Here is a 20,546-nt window from a genome sequence, read left to right as displayed (position 1 = left end):
TGTTCGACAGGTGGACGAGCGTCCGGGCGCACGGGGCGGCACCGTCGCGTCGCGCCCGCCGCCGTATCCTGGAGCGTGTGACTCCCGCCGTGCCGGCCTCGCTCACCGCGCGCCGCCCCCAGGTGCCCGCGGACCGCCTGCTCGCCGAGCTCGTGCCCCCGCGCCACTTCGCGGACGAGTCGTTCGACACCTACCGCCCGGACCCCGCGCACGCGTCCCAGGCGCGGGCCCTCGCCCGCCTGCGCGAGGTCGGGGACACGCTCGCCCGGCCCGCGGCCCGCAGCGGCTGGTTCGGTCGCCGGCGTGCGGCGCAGGCCCCGGCGGTCTACCTCGACGGCGGGTTCGGGGTCGGCAAGACGCACCTGCTCGCGTCCCTGGCGCACGCCGTGGGCACCGAGCAGGCGGCGTTCGGCACGTTCGTCGAGTACACGAACCTCGTCGGGGCGCTCGGGTTCGGACCGACGGTGGAGGCGCTCGGCGCGAAGCGGCTCGTGTGCATCGACGAGTTCGAGCTCGACGACCCGGGCGACACGGTGCTCATGTCGCGCCTGCTGCGCGAGCTGGCCGACCGGGGCGTCGCGCTGGCGGCGACGTCGAACACGCTGCCCGAGTCGCTGGGCGAGGGCCGCTTCGCCGCCGAGGACTTCCTGCGGGAGATCCAGGCGCTGGCGGACCGGTTCGAGGTGATCCGCATCGACGGCGAGGACCACCGGCACCGGGCCGCGACGACGCACGCCGCCACCGTGCCGGACGCGCGCCTGCGGGCGGTCGTGGCCGGCCGCGACGACGCGACGCTCGACGACCTCGGCGCCCTGCTCGAGCACCTGTCCCAGGTCCACCCGAGCCGCTACGGCGCGCTGCTCGACGGGGTGGGCCTCGTGGCGCTGACCGACGTGACGCCGGTGGACCGTCAGGACGTCGCGCTGCGGCTCGTCGTGCTCGTCGACCGCCTGTACGACCGCGACGTGCCCGTGCTCGTCGCACGCGAGGGCGTCACGGACGCCGGGCTCGACCTGTTCACGCCCGAGATGCTGCGGGGCGGCTACCGCAAGAAGTACTACCGGGCGCTGTCCCGGCTCGGGGCGCTCGCCGCCGAGGGGGCGGCGCTCGCCGTGGAGCAGCCGGCCGCCTGACGTGCCGCACCCCGTGCCGGACCTCGACCGGTGCGGCACGGGACGCGGCGCGGGCTAGGCCAGGACGACGACGCTGCGCGCGGGCAGCTCCACGACCACCGGGGCGTCCGGGTGCTCCGCCGGCTGCACGGCACCGCCGTCCCACGCCGCACGGACCTCGACCGGCGCGGAGAGCGGCACCGGCACGGCGGCGGGCTCGTGCGCCAGGTTCAGCACCACGCGCGCGTCCCCGCGGTGCAGCACCAGCGCGCCCTGCCACGGCCCGTCGCCCTGACCCTCCACGGCGTGCACGTCGAGCGCGACCCGGCTCCGGTCGCCCGAGGCCAGGTCCGGCACCTGGCGGCGCAGAGCGACGAGCTCGCGGTACCAGTCGAGCAGGCGCGCGTGCTCCGGCTGCCCGGGCTCGGACCAGTCGAGGCGGCTGCGCTCGAACGTCGTCGGGTCCTGCGGGTCGGGCACCTCGATCTCGCCGCCGTACAGGCTCTCCCAGCCGTGCCCGCCGAACTCCTTCGTGCGGCCCTCGCGGACCGCCTCGGCCAGCTCGGGCTCGGGGTGGTCGGTGAAGAACATCCACGGCGTGCGCGCGCCCCACTCCTCGCCCATGAACAGCAGGGGCGTGAACGGGGAGAGCAGCACGAGCGCGGCCTGCGCGGCGAGCCCGCCGGCGTCGACGCGCGACGACGGACGGTCGCCGAGCGCGCGGTTGCCCACCTGGTCGTGGTTGGCGTCGAAGACGACGAACCGGTGGCCGTCGACGTCGTCGGGGACGGGCCGCCCCCAGGGCTCGCCGCGGAACGTCGACATCTGCCCGGCGTGGACGAACACCCCCGTCAGGGCCGTGCGCAGCGTCTCGGGCGAGCCGAAGTCGACGTAGTACCCGTGCCGCTCGCCGGTCACCAGCGCGTGGATGCTGTGGTGCACGTCGTCCGCCCACTGGCCGGTCATGCCCCACCCGCCCGCGGCGGTGGGCGTGACCGAGACGACGTCGTTGAGGTCGGTCTCGGCGACGAGGGAGAGCGGCCGGCCCAGCTCCTGCGACAGCGCGGCCACCTCGTCGGAGAGCTGCGCGAGCAGGTGCCGGTCGGACTCGTCGACCAGCGCGTGCACGGCGTCGAGGCGGAACGCGTCCACGTGGAAGTCCCGCGCGAAGCGCAGCACGCTGTCGACGATCCACCGCCGGACGTGCTCGGCGCCCTCCTGGTCGAGGTTGATCGCCGCGCCCCAAGGCGTGTGGTGCTCCTCGGTGAAGTACGGCCCGAACTCGTGCAGGTAGTTGCCCGACGGGCCCAGGTGGTTGTGCACGACGTCGAGGCACACCGCCAGGCCGCGCGCGTGCGCGGCGTCCACGAACGCCTGCAGCGCCGCCGGCCCGCCGTACGGCTCGTGCACCGCCCACAGCGCGACGCCGTCGTACCCCCAGCCGTGCCGGCCGTTGAAGCCCGCGACGGGGAGGAGCTCGACGACGTCGACCCCGAGCCCGACCAGGTGGTCGAGCCGCTCGATCGCGGACGTCAGCGTGCCCTCGGGCGTGAACGTGCCGACGTGCAGCTCGTAGAAGACCTTGCCGCGCACGTCGACGCCGCTCCAGCCCGCGTCGGTCCAGGCGAACCGGCCCGCGTCGAACACGCGTGCCGCACCGTGCACGCCGTCCGGCAGCCAGGCCGCACGGGGATCCGGACGGGCGGGCCCGCCGTCGAGCGCGAAGGCGTAGTCGGTGCCGTGCGGCAGCGGCCCACCCGCCCGCCACCAGCCGTCGCCGGCGGCGTCCATCGGCACCCGCACACCGGGGCCGCGCGCGTCCGCCCGGGCACCGCCGACGTCGACGCCCTCGGGGGCGCCCGACGGCAGCACGAGCTCGACGCGGCCGGCGGCGGGCGCCCACACCTCGGGGACGTAGGTCATCTCAGTGCTCCTCGTGCACGAGCAGGGCCACCGGCAGGCGCTCGAGCAGCTCGGCGACCGGCTGCACACCCCCCGGCACGGAACGGTCGGTGAGGACGTCGTGCCACGTGCCCTCGGGCAGCGCGACCGTGTGGTCCGCCCACCCGCCGAGGCGCTCGACCGCGGCGGCCAGGCGCGTCGCGACGACCGCGACCCGCGGCTGACCCGCCACCGTGCGCGCGTACGTGAGCGTGTGCCCCGAGGAGTGGGGGAGCGGGACGAAACCCGCGTCCGGCCCCACGAACGCCTCCGGCAGGTCCCGGCGCAGCCGCACGGCTCGGGACGTGACGAGCATCTTCTCGTCCGCCAGCGACCGGGCGCCCGCGCCCCCGTCGAGCCGCTGCAGGCGGGCGGCGAGCGCGTCCGCGTCCACGGGCCGGCGGTTGTCCGGGTCGACGAGCGACAGGACGGGGACCTCGGTGCCCTGGTACACGTCCGCGATCCCGGGCAGCGTCAGCTGCACGAGCTTCGTGCCGAGGGTGGCGGCCCGGACGGCCTCGTGCGTGCGGGCGTCCCACGCGGCCAGCAGCTCGAGCACGGCCGGGTCGGCGATCGCACGCGCGGCGGTGCCGAGCACGGCCTCCTCGTACGCGGTGTCCGGGGCCGTCCACGACGTGCGGGACTTCGCCTCGCGGATCGCCTTCGTCAGGTACTCGACGAGGCGCTGCTCCTCGATCGGCGCGTCGCCGTCCCACGTGCCGACGAGCGTCTGCCACAGCAGGTACTCGGTGCGCCCGTCGAGCAGCGCACCGCGGTAGCCGGCGGTGGCACGGCGCAGGTCGTCCACGAGCGCCGCCCACTCCGTCGGCAGCTCGGACAGCACGCCGATGCGGGCACGCGTGTCCTCGCCGCGCTTGGTGTCGTGCGTCGAGAGCGTCGTCATGCCCAGGGGCGTGGCGACCTGCGCGCGCGAGGCCCAGGCGGCGAGGTCCGTCGGGGTGAACGCGAACCGGTCGGGCTCGCCGCCGACCTCGCACAGCGCGACGAGGTGCGTCCATCGGTAGAACGCGGTGTCCTCGACGCCCTTGGCCATGACGGCGCCGCACGTCTGCTGGAAGCGCACCACCAGCTCGTCCCGGCGCGGGTCGCGGGTGCGGCCGGCGGAGCCGACCTCGCGGCCCAGCAGCAGGTCCACCAGCACGGACATCGTCTCGTGGCGCTCCGCCGGCAGACGACGGCGCGCACGCTCCGCCGCGGCCTGCAGGACCGCGACCTGCTCGTGCGACGGCGTCTCGCCCGGCACGACGTAGGCGCGGTAGCGGTCGAACGCGACGAGCAGCTCGACGAGGCACTCCTCGAGGGACCGCCACGTGTGGTCCCGCAGACGCAGGTCCTCGTGGCAGATCTCCGCCGCGATCGTCGTGAGGCGGTGCACCTCCGCGTACAGGGGGCCGTCGACGATCTGCCGCTTGGCCTCGTCGACCAGCCGCTCGAACGCGTCGGGCTCGTCGCCCGTGTACCGGTGCATGAGCGCACCGAGCCGCGCCGCGCCCCCCGGGTCGGTGAACGTCTGCTGGATCCGCCACAGCGCCTCGTAGCCGGTGCTGCCCGCGGTGTCCCAGTCGCCGGGCAGCTCCTCCTCGCCGGCGAGGATCTTCTCGACGACGACCCAGGCGCCGTCCGTGGCCTCGCGCAGCCGCGAGAGGTAGCCCCCGGGGTCCGCCAGACCGTCGGGGTGGTCGATGCGCAGCCCGTCGATCACGCCGTCGCGCAGCAGCCGCAGCACGAGCGCGTGCGTCGCGTCGAACACCTCGGGGTCCTCGACGCGGATCGCGACGAGGGTGCCGACGTCGAAGAACCGCCGGTAGTTGAGCTCCTCGTCCGCGACCTTCCAGTACGCGAGCCGGTAGTGCTGCCGCTCGACGAGCTCGCCCAGCGGCAGCGCCTCCGTGCCGGCCCGGACGGGGAAGACGTGGTCGTGGTAGCGCAGCACCCAGGTGGTGCCGGCGCCGGGCACGTCCTCCTCGACCAGGCGCAGCTCGTCGCGGGCGAGGACGGCACCGATGCGGTCGCCGAGCACCGGCATGAGCACGGCGCCGTCGCCGGACGACCAGTCGACGTCGAACCACGCCGCGTACGGCGACTCCGGGCCGTGCGTGAGCACGGACCACAGCGCGCGGTTGTGCCACACGGGCGTGGGCACGGCCATGTGGTTCGGCACGATGTCGAGGACCAGGCCGAGCCCGGCCTCGTGGGCGACGTCCGCGAGGCGGCGCAGCGCGTCCTCGCCGCCGAGCACGGGGGAGATCTCGTCGTGGTCGACGACGTCGTAGCCGTGGGTCGAGCCGGGGGCGGCCGTCAGCACGGGGGAGAGGTAGACGTGCGTGACCCCGAGGGACGCGTAGTAGGGCACGCGCGCCGCGACGTCGTCGAACGTCAGGTCGGCCCCGAGCTGGACGCGGTACGTCGAGACCGGGACCTTGTGCGGCGACCGGACGAGGCGGCGCTCGGGCGTGGTCCAGGTATCCGTCACTGCACCGCACCCGTCGCGCGCGCCGAGTCGCGCGCCGCCGTCGCAGCCGAGGGGGCCGCACCGGTCCCCGGACCGCCCGGCGTCTCGGTCATCGGCGGGCGCGTGAGCACGACCATCGAGCGCGGCGCGATCTCGAGCTTGCCGCGCGCGTCGATCTCCGTGCCGATCGCGACCGTCGAGTCCGTGTCGAGGACCGCCGTCCACACCTGGCCGTACTCGGCCGCCGGGATCTGGAACTGGCGCTTCTCCCAGTGCCCGTTGAACAGCAGCAGGAAGCTGTCGTCCACGACGTCCTCGCCGCGCATGTCCGGCTCGGCGATCGCGTCGCCGTTGAGGAACACCTGGACGGCGAACGCGTGGTCGGCGTGCCACGCCGAGTCCTCCATGTGCTCGCCGCCCGGGGACAGCCACGCGATGTCGTGCAGGTCGGACTCCCCGCCGTGGTCCGGCGAGCCGGCGAAGAAGCGGCGCTGACGGAAGACGGGGTGGTCCCGGCGCAGGCGCACGAGCCGCCGCGAGAACTCCAGGAGCGACAGGCGGTCCTCGTCGAGGTCCCAGTCCATCCAGGTGATCTCGTTGTCCTGGCAGTACCCGTTGTTGTTGCCGCCCTGCGTGCGCCCGATCTCGTCGCCGTGCGCGATCATCGGCACGCCCTGCGAGAGCAGGAGCGTGGCGAGGAAGTTGCGCTGCTGCCGCGCGCGCAGCCGGTTGACCTCCGGGTCGTCCGTCGGCCCCTCGGCGCCGCAGTTCCAGGACCGGTTGTGGCTCTCGCCGTCCCGGTTGTCCTCGCCGTTCGCCTCGTTGTGCTTCTCGTTGTACGAGACGAGGTCCTTCAGCGTGAACCCGTCGTGCGCGGTGACGAAGTTGATGCTCGCGATGGGACGGCGGCCGGTGTGCTCGTACAGGTCGGACGAGCCCGACAGCCGGCTCGCGAACTGCCCGAGCGTCTGCGGCTCGCCGCGCCAGAAGTCGCGCACCGTGTCGCGGTAGTCGCCGTTCCACTCCGACCACAGCGGCGGGAACCCGCCGACCTGGTAGCCGCCGTCGCCGAGGTCCCACGGCTCGGCGATGAGCTTGACCTGGGAGACGACCGGGTCCTGCTGGACGATGTCGAAGAACGCCGACAGGCGGTCCACCTCGTGGAACTGCCGGGCGAGCGTCGCCGCGAGGTCGAACCGGAACCCGTCGACGTGCATCTCGGTCACCCAGTAGCGCAGCGAGTCCATGATCAGCTGCAGCACGTGGGGGGACCGCATGAGCAGCGAGTTGCCCGTGCCGGTCGTGTCGAAGTAGTGCGCCGGGTCCTCGTCGACGAGCCGGTAGTAGCTGGCGTTGTCGATGCCGCGGAAGCTCAGCGTCGGGCCCAGGTGGTTGCCCTCGGCGGTGTGGTTGTAGACGACGTCGAGGATGACCTCGATGTTCGCGTCGTGCAGCGCCTTGACCATCGACTTGAACTCCTGCACCTGCTGGCCGGAGGTCGTCAGCGAGGAGTACGCGTTGTGCGGCGCGAAGAAGCCGATCGTGTTGTAGCCCCAGTAGTTCGACAGGCCGCGCTCCTGCAGCGTCGGGTCGTTGACGAACTGGTGCACGGGCATGAGCTCGATCGCGGTCACGCCGAGGCTCGTCAGGTGCTCGATGACGGCGGGGTGCGCGATGCCCGCGTACGTGCCACGCAGCTCCTCGGGCACCGCCGGGTGCAGCTGCGTCAGGCCCTTGACGTGCGCCTCGTAGATGACCGACTCGTGGTACTGGTGCTGCGGCGGGCGGTCGTGGCCCCAGTCGAAGAACGGGTTCACGACGACCGACGTCATCGTGTGGTCCTTCGAGTCCTCCTCGTTGCGCTCCTCGGGCGCGTCGAAGCGGTAGGAGAACAGCGAGGCGTCGCCGTCGATCTGCCCGTCGATCGCCTTGGCGTACGGGTCGAGCAGCAGCTTCGAGGGGTCGCAGCGGTGGCCCTGCGCCGGGTCGTAGGGGCCGTGCACACGGAACCCGTAGCGCTGGCCGGGGGCCAGGCCGGGCACGTAGCCGTGCCACACGAAGGCGTCGACCTCGGGGAGGTCGATGCGGGTCTCGCTGCCGTCGGCGTCGATGAGGCACAGCTCGACGCGCTCCGCCACGCCGGAGAACAGGGCGAAGTTGGTGCCCGTCCCGTCGTACGTGGCGCCGAGGGGGTAGGGGCGTCCGGGCCAGATCTGCATGGTGGACAGCGTGCCAGCGAGCGGTCGGGTCGGCCTGTCGAGCGGGACCCCCGGGCGCCGCGACGACCAAGGTCACAGCGCCGCCGCCGTCGTCAGCCGATCGACACCAGCGAGCGCACGTCGTCGTCGGGGAGGGTCTGCGCGACCGCCGCGACCGTGACCTCCTCGAGCACCGCCACGCCGCCGTGCACGGTGAGGAAGGCGGTGTCCGACGCGTCGCGGCCCGTGGCGACCCGCACGAGGGACGCGCGCGGGGCGAGCGTCGTCGCGTCCACGACACGCCAGGCGCCGTCGACCCACGCCTCGGCGACCGCGTGGAAGTCCATCGGCGCGAGCCCCGGGGCGTAGACCGCCACCAGGCGCGCCGGCACGTCGAGCGCGCGCAGCAGCGCCACGACGAGGTGGGCGTAGTCGCGGCAGACGCCGCGCCGTGCGAGCAGCGTGCTCACGGCGCCGTCGGTCGGCTGGCTCGACCCCGGCACGTACGCGAGCTGCGTGCCGACCCACGACGACACGGCGGCGAGCAGGTCGGCGCCCGCGAGCCCCGCGAACTGGGCGCGTGCCGTGGGACCGAGGGTGTCGGACTCGCAGTAGCGGCTCGGCCGCAGGAACCACAGGCGGTCCGGCTCGTCGGTCCCGGGCGGCTGCGCGCCGGCCCCGGGCACCGTCGCGCGGTAGTCGACGACGAGCGTCCCGGGCTCCGCGGTCACCACGTGCAGGCGGGTGCCGTGCGGCCCCGCGAGCTCGCGGACGGTGGCCGGGACGCCGTCGAGCGTCACCGCCAGCTCCTCCTGCGGGTCGTGCCCGAGGGCCACGGCCACCTCGAGGACGAGGGTCGCGGCCGAGCGGACCGTCACGGACAGGTGGGCGGAGACGTCGCGCTGCACGGACCCATGCTGCCGTGCGCCGGGCCCCGGCCGCGCGGAGACTGGGTGAAGCGTTTCGCCGGTTCGGTCCCTTCTGCCGTCTCAGGACGGTCGGCTACCGTGACCGGGTCGCCGGGGACCTCCTGGGCCGAGCGGTGCAGGAGCACCACGAGCGTGAACGAGGGTGAGATGACCGGACCGTCGCCGAGCACGCCGCGGCTCACCGTCGTCGTCCCGACGTTCAACGAGGCGCCGAACGTGCCCGAGCTCGTCCGTCGTGTCGCCGCCGCGACCCGGGGGCTCGACGCCGAGCTGCTGTTCGTCGACGACTCGACCGACGACACCGCGGACGTCGTGCGCGCGGTCGCGCCGACCGCGGGCATGCCCGTGCGGGTCCTGCACCGCGAGGACCCGGTGGGCGGGCTGGGCGGCGCCGTCGCCGAGGGTCTGCGCGCCTCGTCCGCGCCGCTGTGCCTGGTGATGGACGGCGACCTGCAGCACCCGCCCGAGCTGATCCCCACCATGGTGGCGCGGGCCGCCGAGGACGACGTCGACGTCGTCGTCGCCTCGCGGTACGTCGGCGACGGCAGCAGCGCCGGCCTCTCCGGCGCGGTGCGGCAGGCGGTGTCGTCCACGTCCACCGCGGTCACCCGCGCCATGTTCCCGGTGCGGCTGCGGGACTGCTCGGACCCGATGACGGGCTTCTTCCTCGTGCGGCGCAGCGCCGTCGACCTCGAGGTCCTGCGCCCCCGCGGCTTCAAGATCCTGCTCGAGATCCTCGCCCGCCACCCCATGCGGGTCGTCGAGGTGCCGTTCGTGTTCGGGGAGCGGTTCGCGGGACGCTCGAAGGCGAACGTCGCCCAGGGGCTGCACTTCCTCTGGCAGCTCGGCGGGCTGCGCTTCGGCCGCATGTCGCGGTTCGCGATCATCGGCGGCTTCGGCGCGCTGGTGAACGTCGCGGTCGTCGCGGCGCTGACCTCGCTCGGCGCCGGCTGGCTCCTCGCCGCGATCGTCGCGGCCGAGCTCACGATCGTCGGCAACTTCCTGCTGCAGGAGCGCTTCGTGTTCCGCGACCTGCGGCACGAGGGCAAGGGCGCCTGGGCACGGTTCGGGCAGTCGTTCACGTTCAACAACGTCGAGACGCTCCTGCGGATGCCGGTCATGGCCCTGCTGGTGGAGACGATGCACGTGGCGGCCGTGCTCGCGACGGCCATCACCCTCGTCGTCGCGTTCGTCGCCCGCTTCACGTTCCACTCCCGGATCGTCTACCGGCCGCGCGCGAGCCGTCGCCGCGTGCGCCTGACCACGCCGGCGGCCGCCGCCGTCGCCGCAGCGGACCGTCCCGACGCGGTGACGCCGCTGCTCGGCGAGCCCGACGTCGTGCTGCCGTCCGACCGCGCCTGACCGTCACCGCCGCTCTCGCCTGGCGCCGCGGGCCCCGAGGGCCCAGCATCGACACCACCCACGCCGGGCGGCCACGGCCGTGCGGCGGTCACGCGCGAGCGGAGGAGCGATGAGCACGCAGCAGCCCGAGATCGACCGCACCCTGCTGGCGACGTACCTCGCGGACCACGTCGCCGGCGCCTCGGCCGTGATCTCGCGCCTGACCCGGCTGAGCCAGGTCGAGGAGATCGGGGACATGCGCGCCCCGCTGGCACGTCTCGCCGACGAGCTGCGGGAGGAGCGGGCGACGCACGTCGCCACCGCGCAGGACCTGGGCCTGCCGCTGTCGCGGTGGAAGGCGCTGGCCGCCGCGCTCGGCGAGCGCGTCGCACGGCTCAAGCCGAACGGGCGGGTCGTCGGCCGCTCGCCGCTATCCCTCGTGCTCGAGCTGGAGATCGTCCGGTCCGGGCTGGAGGGCAAGCGCATGGGCTGGGTGACGCTGCGCGAGCACGCCGACCAGCTGGGGCTCGACGAGGCCCGGATCGAGCGGTTCGTGGAGCGCTCGCGGGACCAGGCGGAGCGCATCGAGCACCTGGCCTCCCGTGCGCGGGAGAAGGCGTTCGCCCCGCACCTGGGCACGTCGTCGAGCGACGACGCCTGACCCGGCGCGCGTAGGCTCGCCGACGCCGGGCGGGCGGGCCGCCCGCCGCCACGGGGAGGCACGCATGCCGGACGCGGAACCGCTGTACGACTGGCTCGCGCACGTCGCCGACGTGCTCGGCGTGGACCGGGCGCTGGTCGAGGAGACCACGCCGCCCGTGCTCGGCATGGTCCGCGACGTGGCGCACGGCGTCGTGCGCCCGGCGGGCCCGATGACCGCGTTCCTGGTCGGCGTGGCGGCGGGCAGTGCCGGCGGCGGCGCCGCGGAGACGGCGGCACGGGTGCGCACCGCGCTGGCGGAGGTGGAGCGCGAGCTGCGCGCGCGCGAGGCGACGCAGGGCTGACGCGCGGAGACGTTCAGCCCGTGCCGGGACCGGTGCGCCCGGCGGGACGGGCGTGCGGGACGGCACGGCGCGCCCGCGCCAGGTCGTCGGGCGCGTCGACGTCGAGCAGCTGGGCCGCGGGCAGCGGCACGGGCACGACGCGCAGGCCCGCCCACAGCGACCGCACGGGGCGGTCGGCGACCGGGCCGCGCAGCACGGCGGCGACGGCCGCCGTGCGGTACGCGGCGAGCAGGGGCTGGAGCCGGCCGTCGGGCTCCGCGGCCGCCGCGGCGTCGGCGTCGGGTGCGGCGTCGAGCGCCGCCAGGAGCGCGGGCACGGCACGTCCGGCGAACGGCTGGTCGCCGGCGACGGCGACGAGCACCCGCGCGTCCGGTGCGCGGGCGAGACCGGCGGCGAGGGCGGCGAGCGGGCCGGCGCCCGGCGGGTCCTCGCGGCACCACCGCACGTGCCGGGTGCGTGCGCGCACCGCGGCGGCGGGCGGGTCGGCGACGACCACGGTGGGCAGCGGGGCGAGGTCGGCGAGCAGCCGCTCCAGCACGGTGCGGCCCCCGACGTCCAGGGCGGTCTTGTCGCCGCCGCCCATGCGGCGCGAGGTGCCGCCGGCCGGGACGACGACCAGGACGTCGGGCCCGGGCGCGCTCACGTCCCCACCGTAGGCGTCGGCGAGCCGGGCGGGCGCTCGTCGTGACCGGCGCCCGCGAGTCCGGCGACGTACGCCGTGGCCGGGGCCGCGACGAGGTCCTCCGGGGCGCCGCGCTGGACGACCCGGCCGCCCTCGAGGACCGCCACCTCGTCGGCGAGGGCGCGCGCGTCGGCGAGGTCGTGCGTCACGAGCACGAGCGGCACCGCCCGGGTGCGCACGTGCCGGTCGGCCACCGCGCGGACGTGGGCGCGGGCGTGCGCGTCGAGCGCGGCGAACGGCTCGTCGAGGACGAGCGCGGCCGGCTCGACGGCCAGGGCTCGGGCCAGCGCGACCCGTTGCGCCTGCCCGCCCGACAGCCGGTCGGCGCGGGTGCGGACGTGCGCGGTCAGGCCGAGGTCGTCGAGCAGCGCGTCGGCGTGCCGGCGGGCGTCGCGCGCCCGCTCGCCGGCGGCTCGGCGGCCGAACGCGACGTTCTCGCGAGCAGACAGGTGCGGCACGAGGAGCACGTCCTGCAGGACGACGCCGAGCCCGCGCCGCTCGGGGGGCAGGTCGACGCCGGAGGTCGCGTCCGTGAGCGTCCGGCCGCCGAGCCGCACGTGCCCGCTGCGGAGGGGGACGAGGCCCGCCAGGGCGGCGACGGCGGTGGACTTGCCCCCGCCGTTGGGCCCGAGGACGGCGAGCACCCGGCCGGGCGCGACGGCGAGGCGGACGTCGAGGCGCCACGTGCCGCGCTCGACGACGAGGTGCGCGTCGAGGCCGTCTCCGTGGCCGGGGGCGACGCGGCTCACGACGGCACCGTGGTGCGGGCCGGCGCCGTGCGCGCGCCCGTGATCCCGCCCACCCACCGGCCGCGCAGCGCGACCAGCACCGCGACGGACAGCACGAGCAGCAGCAGCGACATGGCGACGGCGGCCTGCGGGTCGGTGTCGAGCGCGAGGTACACCGCGAGCGGCATCGTGCGCGTCGTGCCGGGGAAGCTGCCGGCGAACGTCAGGGTCGCCCCGAACTCGCCCAGCGCCCGGGCGAAGCACAGCGCGGCCCCGGCGGCGATGCCCGGCGCCGCGGCCGGCAGGGTCACCCGGCGCGTGACGTACCAGCGGGACGCGCCCAGCGTGGCGGCGGCGAGCTCGCGCCGCTCGTCCGTGCCGGCGATCGCGCCCTCGACGGCGAGGACGAGGAACGGCAGCGCGACGAACGTCTGCGCGAGCACGACCGCGGCGGACGTGAACGGCACCGTCACGCCGAACCACGCGTCGAGGTGGCGGCCGAGCAGCCCCTGACGCCCGAGCAGGAGCAGCAGCGCCACGCCGCCGACGACGGGCGGCAGGACGAGCGGCACCGTGACGAGGGCGCGCACGAGCGCCCGGCCGGGCAGGTCGGTCCGCGCGAGGACCCAGGCCAGCGGCACGCCGACCAGCACGCACAGCGCGGTGCTGACGCCCGCGGTGAGCAGCGACAGCCGCAGGGCGTCGAGGACCTCGGGCGCCAGGACGCGCGCGGCCAGGTCGCCCCACGGGGTCGCGACGACGAGCGCGAGGAGCGGGGCGACCAGCAGGACGAGCCCGAGCGCGGCCGGTGCGAGCAGCGCGACAGGGGCGCGGCGGCGGGTCACGGCGTGGTGAAACCCGCCGCGCGCAGCGCCTCGACGCCGGCGGGGGAGCGCAGGTGGTCGACGACGGCGCGCGCCGCCGCCGGGTTCGGCGCGTCGGGCAGGACGAGGGCCGGGTACGCCGTCGCCACCGCGTGCTCGGGGGGGACGGCGACGCCCTCGACGGCGTCGCCCCCGGCCAGGACGTCGGTGCGGAAGACGAGCGCGGCGTCCACCTCCCGCAGCCGGACCTTCGTGAGCACGGCCCGCACGTCCTGCTCGAGCGTGTCGGGCGCGGCGGTGACGCCGGCCGAGGCGAGGACCTCGGCCGCGACCGCGCCGCACGGCACCGACGGGTCGCACAGCGCCACCGTGAGGTCGGGGTCGGCGAGGTCGTCGAGCCCCGTGACGCCGCCGGGGTTCCCCGCCGGCACGGCGATCTGCAGGGTGTTGCGCGCCACGACGACGGGCTCGCCGCCGAGCGCGTCGGTCACGGTGGCCGTCGTCGCCTCGCTCGCCGTGACGAGGACGTCGGCCTGGGCGCCCGCGACGACCTGGGCGGCGAGCGTGGAGCTCGCCGCCGGGCTCGTGCGCACGTCCAGCCCCGGGTGGCGCGCCTCCAGCGCGGTCTCGACCTCGGCGAGGACGTCCGTCAGCGACGCGGCCGCCAGCACGACGACCGTGCCCGTGGGACCGGGGGAGGACGACCCGGCGGGGACCGCGGCACCGCCGCCCGCGCAGCCGGCGGCGAGGCACCCGGCCGCGAGGGTGGCGAGCGCCCCGCGGACGCGCACCGTCGTGCCGTTCACGCGCGCTCGACGTGCTCGACGGCGACGTTCGTCGCCTTGACCGACGCCACCGCGACGACGCCCGGCTCGAGCCCCAGCTCGTCGGCCGCCTCGCGGCTGATCAGCGACACCACGCGGTACGGCCCGGCCTGGATGTCGACCTGCGCCATCACGCCGTCGCGCACCACCCGGGTGACGATGCCGCGCAGGCGGTTGCGGGTGGAGTGCCGTGCGCGGCCGTCCTCGCCGGACCCCGCCTCGTCGGCGAGCTCCTGCGCGAGGCGCGCCAGGTCGACGCCGTCGATCTCGTGGCGGCCCGACGCCGTGCGGGTCGAGCGCAGCCGGCCCGCCTCCACCCAGCGGCGGACCGTGTCGTCGCTGACCGCCAGCAGACGGGCGGCCTCACCCACGCGGTAACGCATGCGGTCAGCGTAGGGCAGGCACCCGCTGCTGCGGCATCCGGCGGACGCGCACGCCGCAACCGCGGCGTTCGCCGCGCTCGACGCCGCCGTCCCGCGGGACCGCGCGACGCGCGGACTGCGGCCGTGCCTAGGGTGGCGCCGTGAGCCCGCACGACACGTCCCGCCGCACCGCCCCTGCGCGCCGCGTGCTGGTCGCCGACGTCACCGAGGAGGCCGTGGACGTCGCCGCGCTCGCGGACGCCGTGGCGGACGCCGCCGCGGGCGCGGTCGTGACGTTCGCGGGCGTGGTCCGCGACCACGACCACGGGCGCACCGTGACGGACCTCGAGTACGTCGCGCACCCGGACGCCGGTGCCGTCCTCGCCCGCGTGGTCGCCGCGGTCACCGAGGACGCGCCCGTCGACGCCGTCGCGGTGGTCCACCGCGTCGGCGCCCTCGCGCTCGGCGACTGCGCGCTGGGCGTCGCCGTGAGCGCCGCGCACCGGCAGGAGGCGTTCGCCGCGGCGGCGCGGCTCGTCGACGAGGTCAAGGAGCACCTGCCCGTGTGGAAGCGGCAGGTGTTCGACGACGGCACCCACGAGTGGGTCAACTGCGCCTGACGCCCGCGGCGTCCGGCGCGTCAGCCCCCCGCGAAGGGCGGCAGCACGTCGACGACCGCCGGCGCGCCCAGCAGCGCGTCCCGGTCGCGGTGCAGGGTGCCGTCCGCGAGCAGCGCGCACACGGCGAGCACGTCGCGCAGGGCGCCGCCGTGCCGCGCGGCGAGCGTGTCGAGGAGGGCGCCGACCGTGGTCCCGCCGGGCACGTCGACCCGTTCCTCCGCGACGCCCGCGGCCTCGTGCGCCGCCGCGAAGTACCGCACGGTGAGCGTGTGCACCGCCGCGCTCGTCCCGGTCATGTCAGCCTCCGATCGCGCTCATCGTGCGGGCCGGCTGCAGGAAGCCGACGTCGTCGATCCCGTGCCCCGGCTTCTTGCCCCACATCGCGGCGCGCCACGCCTCGGCGAGCGCCTCGTCGTCGGCGCCGGACCGCAGCAGACCCCGCAGGTCGTGCTCCTCGCGGGCGAACAGGCAGCTGCGCACCTGACCGTCCGCCGTCAGGCGGGTGCGGTCGCACGCCCCGCAGAACGGCCGGGTCACCGAGCCGATCACGCCGACGGTCGCCCCGGGACGCCCGCGCACGGTCCACGTCTCGGCGGGTGCGCCGCCGCGCGCCCCCTCGGGCTCGGGCTCGAGGTCGTACGCCGCCGTCAGGGCGTGGAGGATCTCCTGCGCCGTGACGAGCCCCGCGCGGTCCCAGGACCCGGCGGGGCCGAGCGGCATCTGCTCGATGAACCGCAGGTGGTAGCCGTGCTCGAGCGCCCAGGCCAGCAGCGGGACGGCCTCGTCGTCGTTGACGCCGCGCACGAGCACCGCGTTGACCTTGACCGGCCCCAGCCCCGCGTCCTGCGCGGCCCGCAGGCCGGCGAGCACGTCGGGCAGGCGGTCGCGGCGCGTGATCGCCGCGAACCGCTCGGGGCGCAGGGAGTCCAGCGAGACGTTGACCCGGCCCAGCCCGGCGGCGGCGAGCGCGCGGGCACGCTTGTCCAGCCCGAGGGCGTTGGTCGTCAGCGCGGTGCCGACGGGCGCGCCGTCGGTGGTCCGCAGGGCGGCGGTGGCCGCGACGATGCCCTCCAGCCCGCGGCGCAGCAGGGGCTCGCCACCGGTGAACCGGACGTCGCGGACGCCGAGCCGCTCGACCGCGACGCGCACGAGGCGCACGACCTCGTCGTCGGTCAGGACCGTCTCGTCGGGCGCCCACGGCAGGCCCTCGGCCGGCATGCAGTACGAGCAGCGCAGGTTGCACCGGTCGGTCAGCGAGACCCGCAGGTCCGTCGCGGTGCGCCCCCAGCGGTCGACGAGCCCGTCGCCGCGCAGCCGCGCGGTCGGTCCCGGCGCCGCGGTCGCGCGGGCCCGCCGCACGGGCGCGGGGCCCAGGGCGACCGGCACGGCACCGCGGGGCGTGACGGGCTCCATCGGGCCGATCATACGGACGTGCGGCGACGCGGCCCGGCGCCGGGGCGCGCGACGGGCCGGCGGCGCAGGTGCGGGCGCCGGCCCGCGTGCCGGGCGACGCTAGGTTGGGCCGCATGCCCGACACCGCCGCCGTGCCCGCCCGGCCGGTGCGCACGCTCGACGAGCACGCCGCCGCCGTGCTCGCGCTCGGTGCGCCCCTGCCCGTGCAGCAGGTGCCGCTGGCCGCGGCGCGGGGCGCCGCGCTCGCGCGGGACGTCGTCTCGGCGGTGGACCTGCCCCCGTGGGACAGCTCGGCGATGGACGGCTACGCGCTGGCGGCGACCGACGTGCGGTCCGGCGCCGTGCTGGACGTCGCGGACGACGTCCCGGCGGGGGACACCCGCACCGTGCGCGTCCCCGCCGGTGCGGCCGTCCGGATCATGACCGGCGCACCCGTCCCCGCCGGCGCCGACACGGTGGTGCCCGTCGAGCTCACGGACGCGCGCACGGACCGGGTGACCCTGCACGACGTCGTCGCCCCGGGCGCCCACGTGCGCCGCCGCGGCGAGGACGTGCGCACCGGGGACGTCGTCCTGCACGCCGGCGACGTGCTCGGGCCGGCCGCGCTGGGCCTGCTCGCCGCGACCGGGCACCGGGAGGTGCCCGTGCACGCGCGTCCCCGCGTCGCGGTCGTCTCGACCGGCAGCGAGCTCGTCACCGACGGGGGCGCGCTCGCGCACGGGCAGATCCACGAGTCCAACGGCGTGCAGCTCGCCGCCGCGGCCGAGGCTGCGGGCGCGTCCGTCGTCGACGTGGCCGTCCTGCCCGACGACGTCCCGGACGTGCTGCGCGTCCTGGACGACCTCGGCGCGCGCGCCGACGTCGTCGTGACCACCGGGGGCGTGTCCGTCGGGGCGTACGACGTGGTGCGGGACGCGCTGCTCACGGGCGGGCACGGCGAGCTCGTGCACGTGCGGATGCAGCCGGGCAAGCCGCAGGGGGTCGGCCGGCTGCCGTCCGGGGCGCCCGTCCTGAGCCTGCCGGGCAACCCGGTCAGCGCGTTCGTCTCGTTCGAGGTGTTCGTGCGCCCGCTGCTGCGTCGCATGCTCGGCGCGCGGGACGTGCACCGGCGGCGGCTGCCGGCCGTGCTCGCGTCGGACGTGCGCTCGCCCGCCGGCCGGCGCCAGCTGCTGCGCGCACGCCTCGACGTGCGCGACGGCGCGCTCGTGGCCACGCCCGTCGGCGGGCCCGGCTCGCACCTGCTCGGCTCGCTCGCGCGCGCCGACGCGCTCCTGGACGTCCCGGCCGACGTGACGCACGTCGGTGCCGGGGAGACGGTGACCGTGGTGGACCTGAGGGAGGGGGACGCGTGAGCGACCCGGACGGCGGCGCGCAGCCGCGGCTGACGCACGTGGACGCGCGCGGTGCGGCGCGGATGGTGGACGTGGCGGACAAGCCGGTGACGGTGCGGACCGCGCACGCGTCCGGGCGGCTGGTGACCACGCCCGAGGTCGTGGCGCTGCTGCGCGGCGAGGGCGTCCCGAAGGGCGACGCGCTCGCGGTCGCGCGGATCGCGGGCATCCAGGCGGCGAAGCGCACGCCGGACCTGGTGCCGCTGTGCCACCCCATCGCGATCCACGGCGTCCAGGTGGACCTCGCCGTCGAGGACGACGGCGTGCGCATCGCGGCGCGCGTGCGCACCGCCGACCGCACCGGCGTGGAGATGGAGGCGCTGACGTGCGTCGCCGCGGCCGGCCTCACGCTCGTCGACATGGTCAAGGCCGTCGACCCGGGCGCGTCGATCACCGACGTGCGGGTCGAGGCGAAGGAGGGCGGGCGCAGCGGCGCCTGGCACCGTGGCTGACCCGGGGGCGAGGCACGGCGACCTCGGGCGCGCGGTGGTCGTCACGGCCTCCGACCGGGCCGCCGCCGGCGTCTACGGCGACCGGTCCGGCCCGGTGCTCGTGAACGCGCTGCGCGAGCTCGGCTTCGCCGTCGACGACGCGGTCGTGGTGCCCGACGGCGAGCCCGTCGAGGCGGCGCTGCGCGCGGCCGTGGCCGAGGGCGCCGCGCTCGTCGTGACGAGCGGCGGGACGGGTCTGGGACCGCGGGACCGCACGCCCGAGGCGACCCGGGCCGTGCTCGAGCGCGAGGTGCCGGGCATCGCCGAGGCGCTGCGCGCCGACGGCGTGGCACGCGGGGTGCCCGCCGCGATGCTGTCGCGCGGGCTCGCGGGCGTCGCCGGGCGGACGCTCGTCGTTAACGTCGCGGGGTCGACCGGTGCCGCGCGGGACGCCGCCGCGCTGCTCGGGCCCGTGCTCGTGCACGCCGTGCGCCAGCTGCGGGGCGCCGACCACGGGTGACCGGCGCCCCGGCGGGCGGGTGGGTCAGGGGACGACGAGCGCCGGGTCGACCTCGCGGGCCCAGGCGACGAGCCCGCCGTCGAGGTTGCGCACGTCCCGCACGCCGGCCGCGCGCGCGACCGCCGCCGCCCGGGCGGAGCGCATGCCGGAGCGGCACACGAGCACGAGCGTGCGGTCCGGGTCGAGGCCGGCGAGCGCGGAGCCGTCCGCCCACGCGCCGAGCGGGACGAGGCGCGCGCCGGGCAGCGTGCCGGCCGCGGTCTCGCCCGGCTCGCGCACGTCGACGACGTCCACGTCGGCGGTGCCGGCGTCGCGTGCGGCGAGCAGGTCGCGCAGGTCGGCGGGGGTCAGGTCGGGGGCGTCGGGGGTCGTCACGGTGTCGACGCTACCCGCCGCGCGGGCGGGCGCCGCGACCGGGCGGTCCGTGCGGGGGCGTACCGGGACCTCGCGCCACGTGGCGTCGAACGCGTCGAGGACGGCGACCCGCCCCAGCAGGGCGCGGCCGGTCCCGCACACGAGCTTCACCGCCTCCACGGCCATCGCCGAGCCCGCGGCCGCGCAGACGGCACCGAGCACGCCGTCCTGCGCGCACGACGGCACGGTGCCCGGTGCGGGCGGCTCGCCGAACACGTCGCGCAGGTCGACCCCGCCCTCGACGCCGGCCCAGAACACGCTGACCTGCGCGTGCCCGCGCAGGACCGAGCCCCACACCCAGGGCAGGCCCAGGCGCGCGCACGTGTCGTTGACGAGGTAGCGCGTCGCGAAGTTGTCCGTCCCGTCGACGACGAGGTCGTAGCCGCCGAGCAGCTCCTCCGCGTTCTCCGCGGTCAGCCGCACCGGGTGCGTGCGGACCGTGACGTCGGGGTTGAGGCCGCGCAGGCGGTCCGCGGCCGAGTCGACCTTGCGCCGGCCGACGTCGTCGGCTCCGTGCACCACCTGCCGCTGCAGGTTCGAGGCCTCGACCACGTCGTCGTCCACGACGCCGATCGTCCCGACACCGGCCGCCGCGAGGTACAGCAGGGCCGGCGACCCCAGCCCGCCCGCGCCGAGCACGAGGACGCGCGCCGCGAGGAGCCGGCGCTGGCCCACGTCCCCGACCTGCGCCAGCGCCAGGTGTCGCGCGTACCGGTCGACCTGCTCGAGCGTCAGCGGCGGGCCGGGGGTGACGAGCGGGGGGAGCGTGCGGGTCATCCGTGCGGCGTGCGGTCGACGCTCGTCACGGTGGTGAGCAGCAGCACGGAGTCCTCCAGCGCGAGCACGGAGTGCCGCTCGTGCGTGAGCGTCCACAGCTCACCGGCGGCGACCTCCTGCTGCACCTCCTCGCCGACGTGCACGCGCACGCGGCCGACCAGCGCCTGCAGGCTGGCCGCCGGCGGGGACGCGTGCTCGCCGAGCTCGGAGCCCGCGGTCAGCGCGATGACGGTCTGGCGCAGCTCGCCGTCGTGGACGACGAGCTCGGCGCTGCGGCCGTGCGCGTCCGCGCGGGCCAGGTCCAGGTGGGTGGTCACGAGGGCGTTCAGGTCCGGCATGCGCCCATCCTGGCAGCCGCCGCGCGAACCGCCCGTCGGGACGCCGCCGCCCGGCTCCTTCTCACACCCGCCGCCGGGAGCGTGTGCGGAAGACGTTCGCGGCGGGTTACGCCAGGCCGCGGTCGGGCGAAACACGACATCCCTAGCGTCGGGGCACGGCGACGGACAGGTCCGCCGTCGCCCCCGCAGCCAGCCCCCGCACGACCGCGAGGCCCCGGGCACCG

Annotated in this window: 21 protein-coding genes; 8 read left to right on the top strand and 13 right to left on the bottom strand. The window is 76.5% G+C overall.

What is annotated here, in order from left to right; all coding sequences use genetic code 11:
* Positions 1-77: 77 nt before the first annotated feature.
* Positions 78-1,133 carry a cell division protein ZapE gene (zapE, locus tag FB586_RS15160; RefSeq protein ID WP_246036792.1) on the top strand — a complete coding sequence of 352 codons (1,056 nt, stop codon included), beginning with the start codon at positions 78-80 and terminating at the stop codon, positions 1,131-1,133.
* Between the two features lie 54 nt (positions 1,134-1,187).
* Here zapE and treZ read toward each other — a convergent pair whose 3' ends face one another.
* The 4 genes from treZ to FB586_RS15140 all read right to left on the bottom strand — a co-directional run bounded on the left by treZ (position 1,188) and on the right by FB586_RS15140 (position 8,632).
* Complete coding sequence (gene treZ, locus FB586_RS15155) at positions 1,188-3,035, bottom strand: malto-oligosyltrehalose trehalohydrolase (RefSeq protein WP_136520134.1); 1,848 nt, start codon at positions 3,033-3,035, stop codon at positions 1,188-1,190.
* A 1-nt stretch (position 3,036) separates the two neighbouring features.
* Entirely contained in the window at positions 3,037-5,547 is a 2,511-nt protein-coding gene (treY, locus tag FB586_RS15150) for a malto-oligosyltrehalose synthase (protein ID WP_136520133.1), read from the bottom strand.
* On the bottom strand, positions 5,544-7,745 hold the full coding sequence (gene glgX / locus FB586_RS15145; RefSeq protein WP_136520132.1) for a glycogen debranching protein GlgX: 2,202 nt from the start codon (positions 7,743-7,745) through the stop codon (positions 5,544-5,546). The genes treY and glgX overlap by 4 nt, the downstream gene beginning before the upstream one ends.
* A 92-nt stretch (positions 7,746-7,837) precedes the next feature.
* Positions 7,838-8,632, bottom strand: a complete 795-nt coding sequence (locus FB586_RS15140) for a transglutaminase-like domain-containing protein (RefSeq protein WP_136520131.1) — start codon at positions 8,630-8,632, stop codon at positions 7,838-7,840.
* Between the two features lie 168 nt (positions 8,633-8,800).
* On the opposite strand from FB586_RS15140, the gene FB586_RS15135 reads away from it, so the two are divergent.
* The 3 genes from FB586_RS15135 to FB586_RS15125 all read left to right on the top strand — a co-directional run bounded on the left by FB586_RS15135 (position 8,801) and on the right by FB586_RS15125 (position 10,998).
* A complete protein-coding gene (locus FB586_RS15135; protein ID WP_136520130.1) occupies positions 8,801-10,015 on the top strand; it encodes a glycosyltransferase in 1,215 nt (404 codons plus the stop codon).
* A 109-nt stretch (positions 10,016-10,124) separates the two neighbouring features.
* The gene (locus FB586_RS15130) at positions 10,125-10,655 is read left to right on the top strand and encodes a hypothetical protein (RefSeq protein WP_136520129.1); all 531 of its coding nucleotides are present in this window, start codon (positions 10,125-10,127) and stop codon (positions 10,653-10,655) included.
* A gap of 64 nt (positions 10,656-10,719) precedes the next feature.
* Positions 10,720-10,998, top strand: coding sequence for a DUF6457 domain-containing protein (locus tag FB586_RS15125; protein ID WP_136520128.1), 279 nt, complete (start codon positions 10,720-10,722; stop codon positions 10,996-10,998).
* Between the two features lie 13 nt (positions 10,999-11,011).
* Here the strand turns inward: FB586_RS15125 and mobA are convergent, their stop codons facing one another.
* Genes mobA through FB586_RS15105 form a run of 5 tightly spaced genes read right to left on the bottom strand, consistent with a single transcriptional unit; the run spans position 11,012 to position 14,439 of the window.
* A complete protein-coding gene (gene mobA / locus FB586_RS15120; protein ID WP_136520127.1) occupies positions 11,012-11,641 on the bottom strand; it encodes a molybdenum cofactor guanylyltransferase in 630 nt (209 codons plus the stop codon).
* Entirely contained in the window at positions 11,638-12,429 is a 792-nt protein-coding gene (locus FB586_RS15115; protein WP_222928374.1) for an ABC transporter ATP-binding protein, read from the bottom strand. The genes mobA and FB586_RS15115 overlap by 4 nt, the downstream gene beginning before the upstream one ends.
* Positions 12,426-13,253 (bottom strand): ABC transporter permease, encoded by an 828-nt coding sequence (locus FB586_RS15110; protein WP_222928373.1) that lies wholly within the window; start codon positions 13,251-13,253, stop codon positions 12,426-12,428. Before FB586_RS15110 ends, FB586_RS15115 begins: the two co-directional genes overlap by 4 nt.
* Positions 13,250-14,038: a molybdate ABC transporter substrate-binding protein gene (gene modA / locus FB586_RS19830; RefSeq protein WP_222928372.1), complete on the bottom strand. Its 789-nt coding sequence runs from the start codon at positions 14,036-14,038 to the stop codon at positions 13,250-13,252. The genes FB586_RS15110 and modA overlap by 4 nt, the downstream gene beginning before the upstream one ends.
* Complete coding sequence (locus FB586_RS15105; RefSeq protein WP_136520125.1) at positions 14,035-14,439, bottom strand: TOBE domain-containing protein; 405 nt, start codon at positions 14,437-14,439, stop codon at positions 14,035-14,037. The genes modA and FB586_RS15105 overlap by 4 nt, the downstream gene beginning before the upstream one ends.
* A 140-nt stretch (positions 14,440-14,579) precedes the next feature.
* Here FB586_RS15105 and FB586_RS15100 point away from each other — a divergent pair, with 140 nt between their 5' ends.
* On the top strand, positions 14,580-15,038 hold the full coding sequence (locus FB586_RS15100; protein ID WP_222928371.1) for a molybdenum cofactor biosynthesis protein MoaE: 459 nt from the start codon (positions 14,580-14,582) through the stop codon (positions 15,036-15,038).
* 20 nt (positions 15,039-15,058) lie between these two features.
* Here FB586_RS15100 and FB586_RS15095 read toward each other — a convergent pair whose 3' ends face one another.
* Together FB586_RS15095 and moaA are read right to left on the bottom strand one after the other, a co-directional pair.
* Positions 15,059-15,334 carry a MoaD/ThiS family protein gene (locus tag FB586_RS15095; protein WP_136520124.1) on the bottom strand — a complete coding sequence of 92 codons (276 nt, stop codon included), beginning with the start codon at positions 15,332-15,334 and terminating at the stop codon, positions 15,059-15,061.
* Position 15,335: 1 nt separating this feature from the next.
* Positions 15,336-16,451 carry a GTP 3',8-cyclase MoaA gene (gene moaA, locus FB586_RS15090; protein ID WP_136520123.1) on the bottom strand — a complete coding sequence of 372 codons (1,116 nt, stop codon included), beginning with the start codon at positions 16,449-16,451 and terminating at the stop codon, positions 15,336-15,338.
* A gap of 113 nt (positions 16,452-16,564) precedes the next feature.
* On the opposite strand from moaA, the gene FB586_RS15085 reads away from it, so the two are divergent.
* The 3 genes from FB586_RS15085 to FB586_RS15075 all read left to right on the top strand — a co-directional run bounded on the left by FB586_RS15085 (position 16,565) and on the right by FB586_RS15075 (position 18,793).
* Positions 16,565-17,803 carry a molybdopterin molybdotransferase MoeA gene (locus FB586_RS15085; protein WP_222928370.1) on the top strand — a complete coding sequence of 413 codons (1,239 nt, stop codon included), beginning with the start codon at positions 16,565-16,567 and terminating at the stop codon, positions 17,801-17,803.
* Between the two features lie 62 nt (positions 17,804-17,865).
* Positions 17,866-18,294, top strand: coding sequence for a cyclic pyranopterin monophosphate synthase MoaC (gene moaC / locus FB586_RS15080; protein WP_187697883.1), 429 nt, complete (start codon positions 17,866-17,868; stop codon positions 18,292-18,294).
* Entirely contained in the window at positions 18,287-18,793 is a 507-nt protein-coding gene (locus tag FB586_RS15075) for a MogA/MoaB family molybdenum cofactor biosynthesis protein (RefSeq protein ID WP_136520121.1), read from the top strand. The genes moaC and FB586_RS15075 overlap by 8 nt, the downstream gene beginning before the upstream one ends.
* A gap of 24 nt (positions 18,794-18,817) precedes the next feature.
* Here the strand turns inward: FB586_RS15075 and FB586_RS15070 are convergent, their stop codons facing one another.
* Both FB586_RS15070 and FB586_RS15065 read right to left on the bottom strand, forming a co-directional pair.
* Positions 18,818-19,984 (bottom strand): ThiF family adenylyltransferase, encoded by a 1,167-nt coding sequence (locus FB586_RS15070; protein ID WP_136520120.1) that lies wholly within the window; start codon positions 19,982-19,984, stop codon positions 18,818-18,820.
* The gene (locus tag FB586_RS15065) at positions 19,981-20,322 is read right to left on the bottom strand and encodes a cupin domain-containing protein (RefSeq protein ID WP_136520119.1); all 342 of its coding nucleotides are present in this window, start codon (positions 20,320-20,322) and stop codon (positions 19,981-19,983) included. The genes FB586_RS15070 and FB586_RS15065 overlap by 4 nt, the downstream gene beginning before the upstream one ends.
* Between the last annotated feature and the right edge of the window lie 224 nt (positions 20,323-20,546).

Origin of the sequence: Cellulomonas telluris (genome assembly GCF_004886325.1) — a bacterium.
In the GTDB taxonomy this organism is placed as follows: domain Bacteria; phylum Actinomycetota; class Actinomycetes; order Actinomycetales; family Cellulomonadaceae; genus Cellulomonas; species Cellulomonas telluris.
The sequence above is the reverse complement of the archived record's forward strand: the minus strand, read 5'-3'. Positions and strand labels throughout refer to the sequence as shown.

Excerpts from the sequence above, each read along its gene's own strand:
- FB586_RS15070 (WP_136520120.1), bottom strand. The coding sequence starts at position 19,984 with ATGACCCGCACGCTCCCCCCGCTCGTCACCCCCGGCCCGCCGCTGACG.
- moaA (WP_136520123.1), bottom strand. The coding sequence starts at position 16,451 with ATGGAGCCCGTCACGCCCCGCGGTGCCGTGCCGGTCGCCCTGGGCCCC.
- moaC (WP_187697883.1), top strand. The coding sequence starts at position 17,866 with ATGGTGGACGTGGCGGACAAGCCGGTGACGGTGCGGACCGCGCACGCG.
- FB586_RS15065 (WP_136520119.1), bottom strand. The coding sequence starts at position 20,322 with ATGCCGGACCTGAACGCCCTCGTGACCACCCACCTGGACCTGGCCCGC.
- FB586_RS15125 (WP_136520128.1), top strand. The coding sequence starts at position 10,720 with ATGCCGGACGCGGAACCGCTGTACGACTGGCTCGCGCACGTCGCCGAC.
- glgX (WP_136520132.1), bottom strand. The coding sequence starts at position 7,745 with ATGCAGATCTGGCCCGGACGCCCCTACCCCCTCGGCGCCACGTACGAC.
- FB586_RS15085 (WP_222928370.1), top strand. The coding sequence starts at position 16,565 with ATGCCCGACACCGCCGCCGTGCCCGCCCGGCCGGTGCGCACGCTCGAC.
- FB586_RS15105 (WP_136520125.1), bottom strand. The coding sequence starts at position 14,439 with ATGCGTTACCGCGTGGGTGAGGCCGCCCGTCTGCTGGCGGTCAGCGAC.
- FB586_RS15095 (WP_136520124.1), bottom strand. The coding sequence starts at position 15,334 with ATGACCGGGACGAGCGCGGCGGTGCACACGCTCACCGTGCGGTACTTC.
- FB586_RS15130 (WP_136520129.1), top strand. The coding sequence starts at position 10,125 with ATGAGCACGCAGCAGCCCGAGATCGACCGCACCCTGCTGGCGACGTAC.
- treZ (WP_136520134.1), bottom strand. The coding sequence starts at position 3,035 with ATGACCTACGTCCCCGAGGTGTGGGCGCCCGCCGCCGGCCGCGTCGAG.
- FB586_RS15135 (WP_136520130.1), top strand. The coding sequence starts at position 8,801 with ATGACCGGACCGTCGCCGAGCACGCCGCGGCTCACCGTCGTCGTCCCG.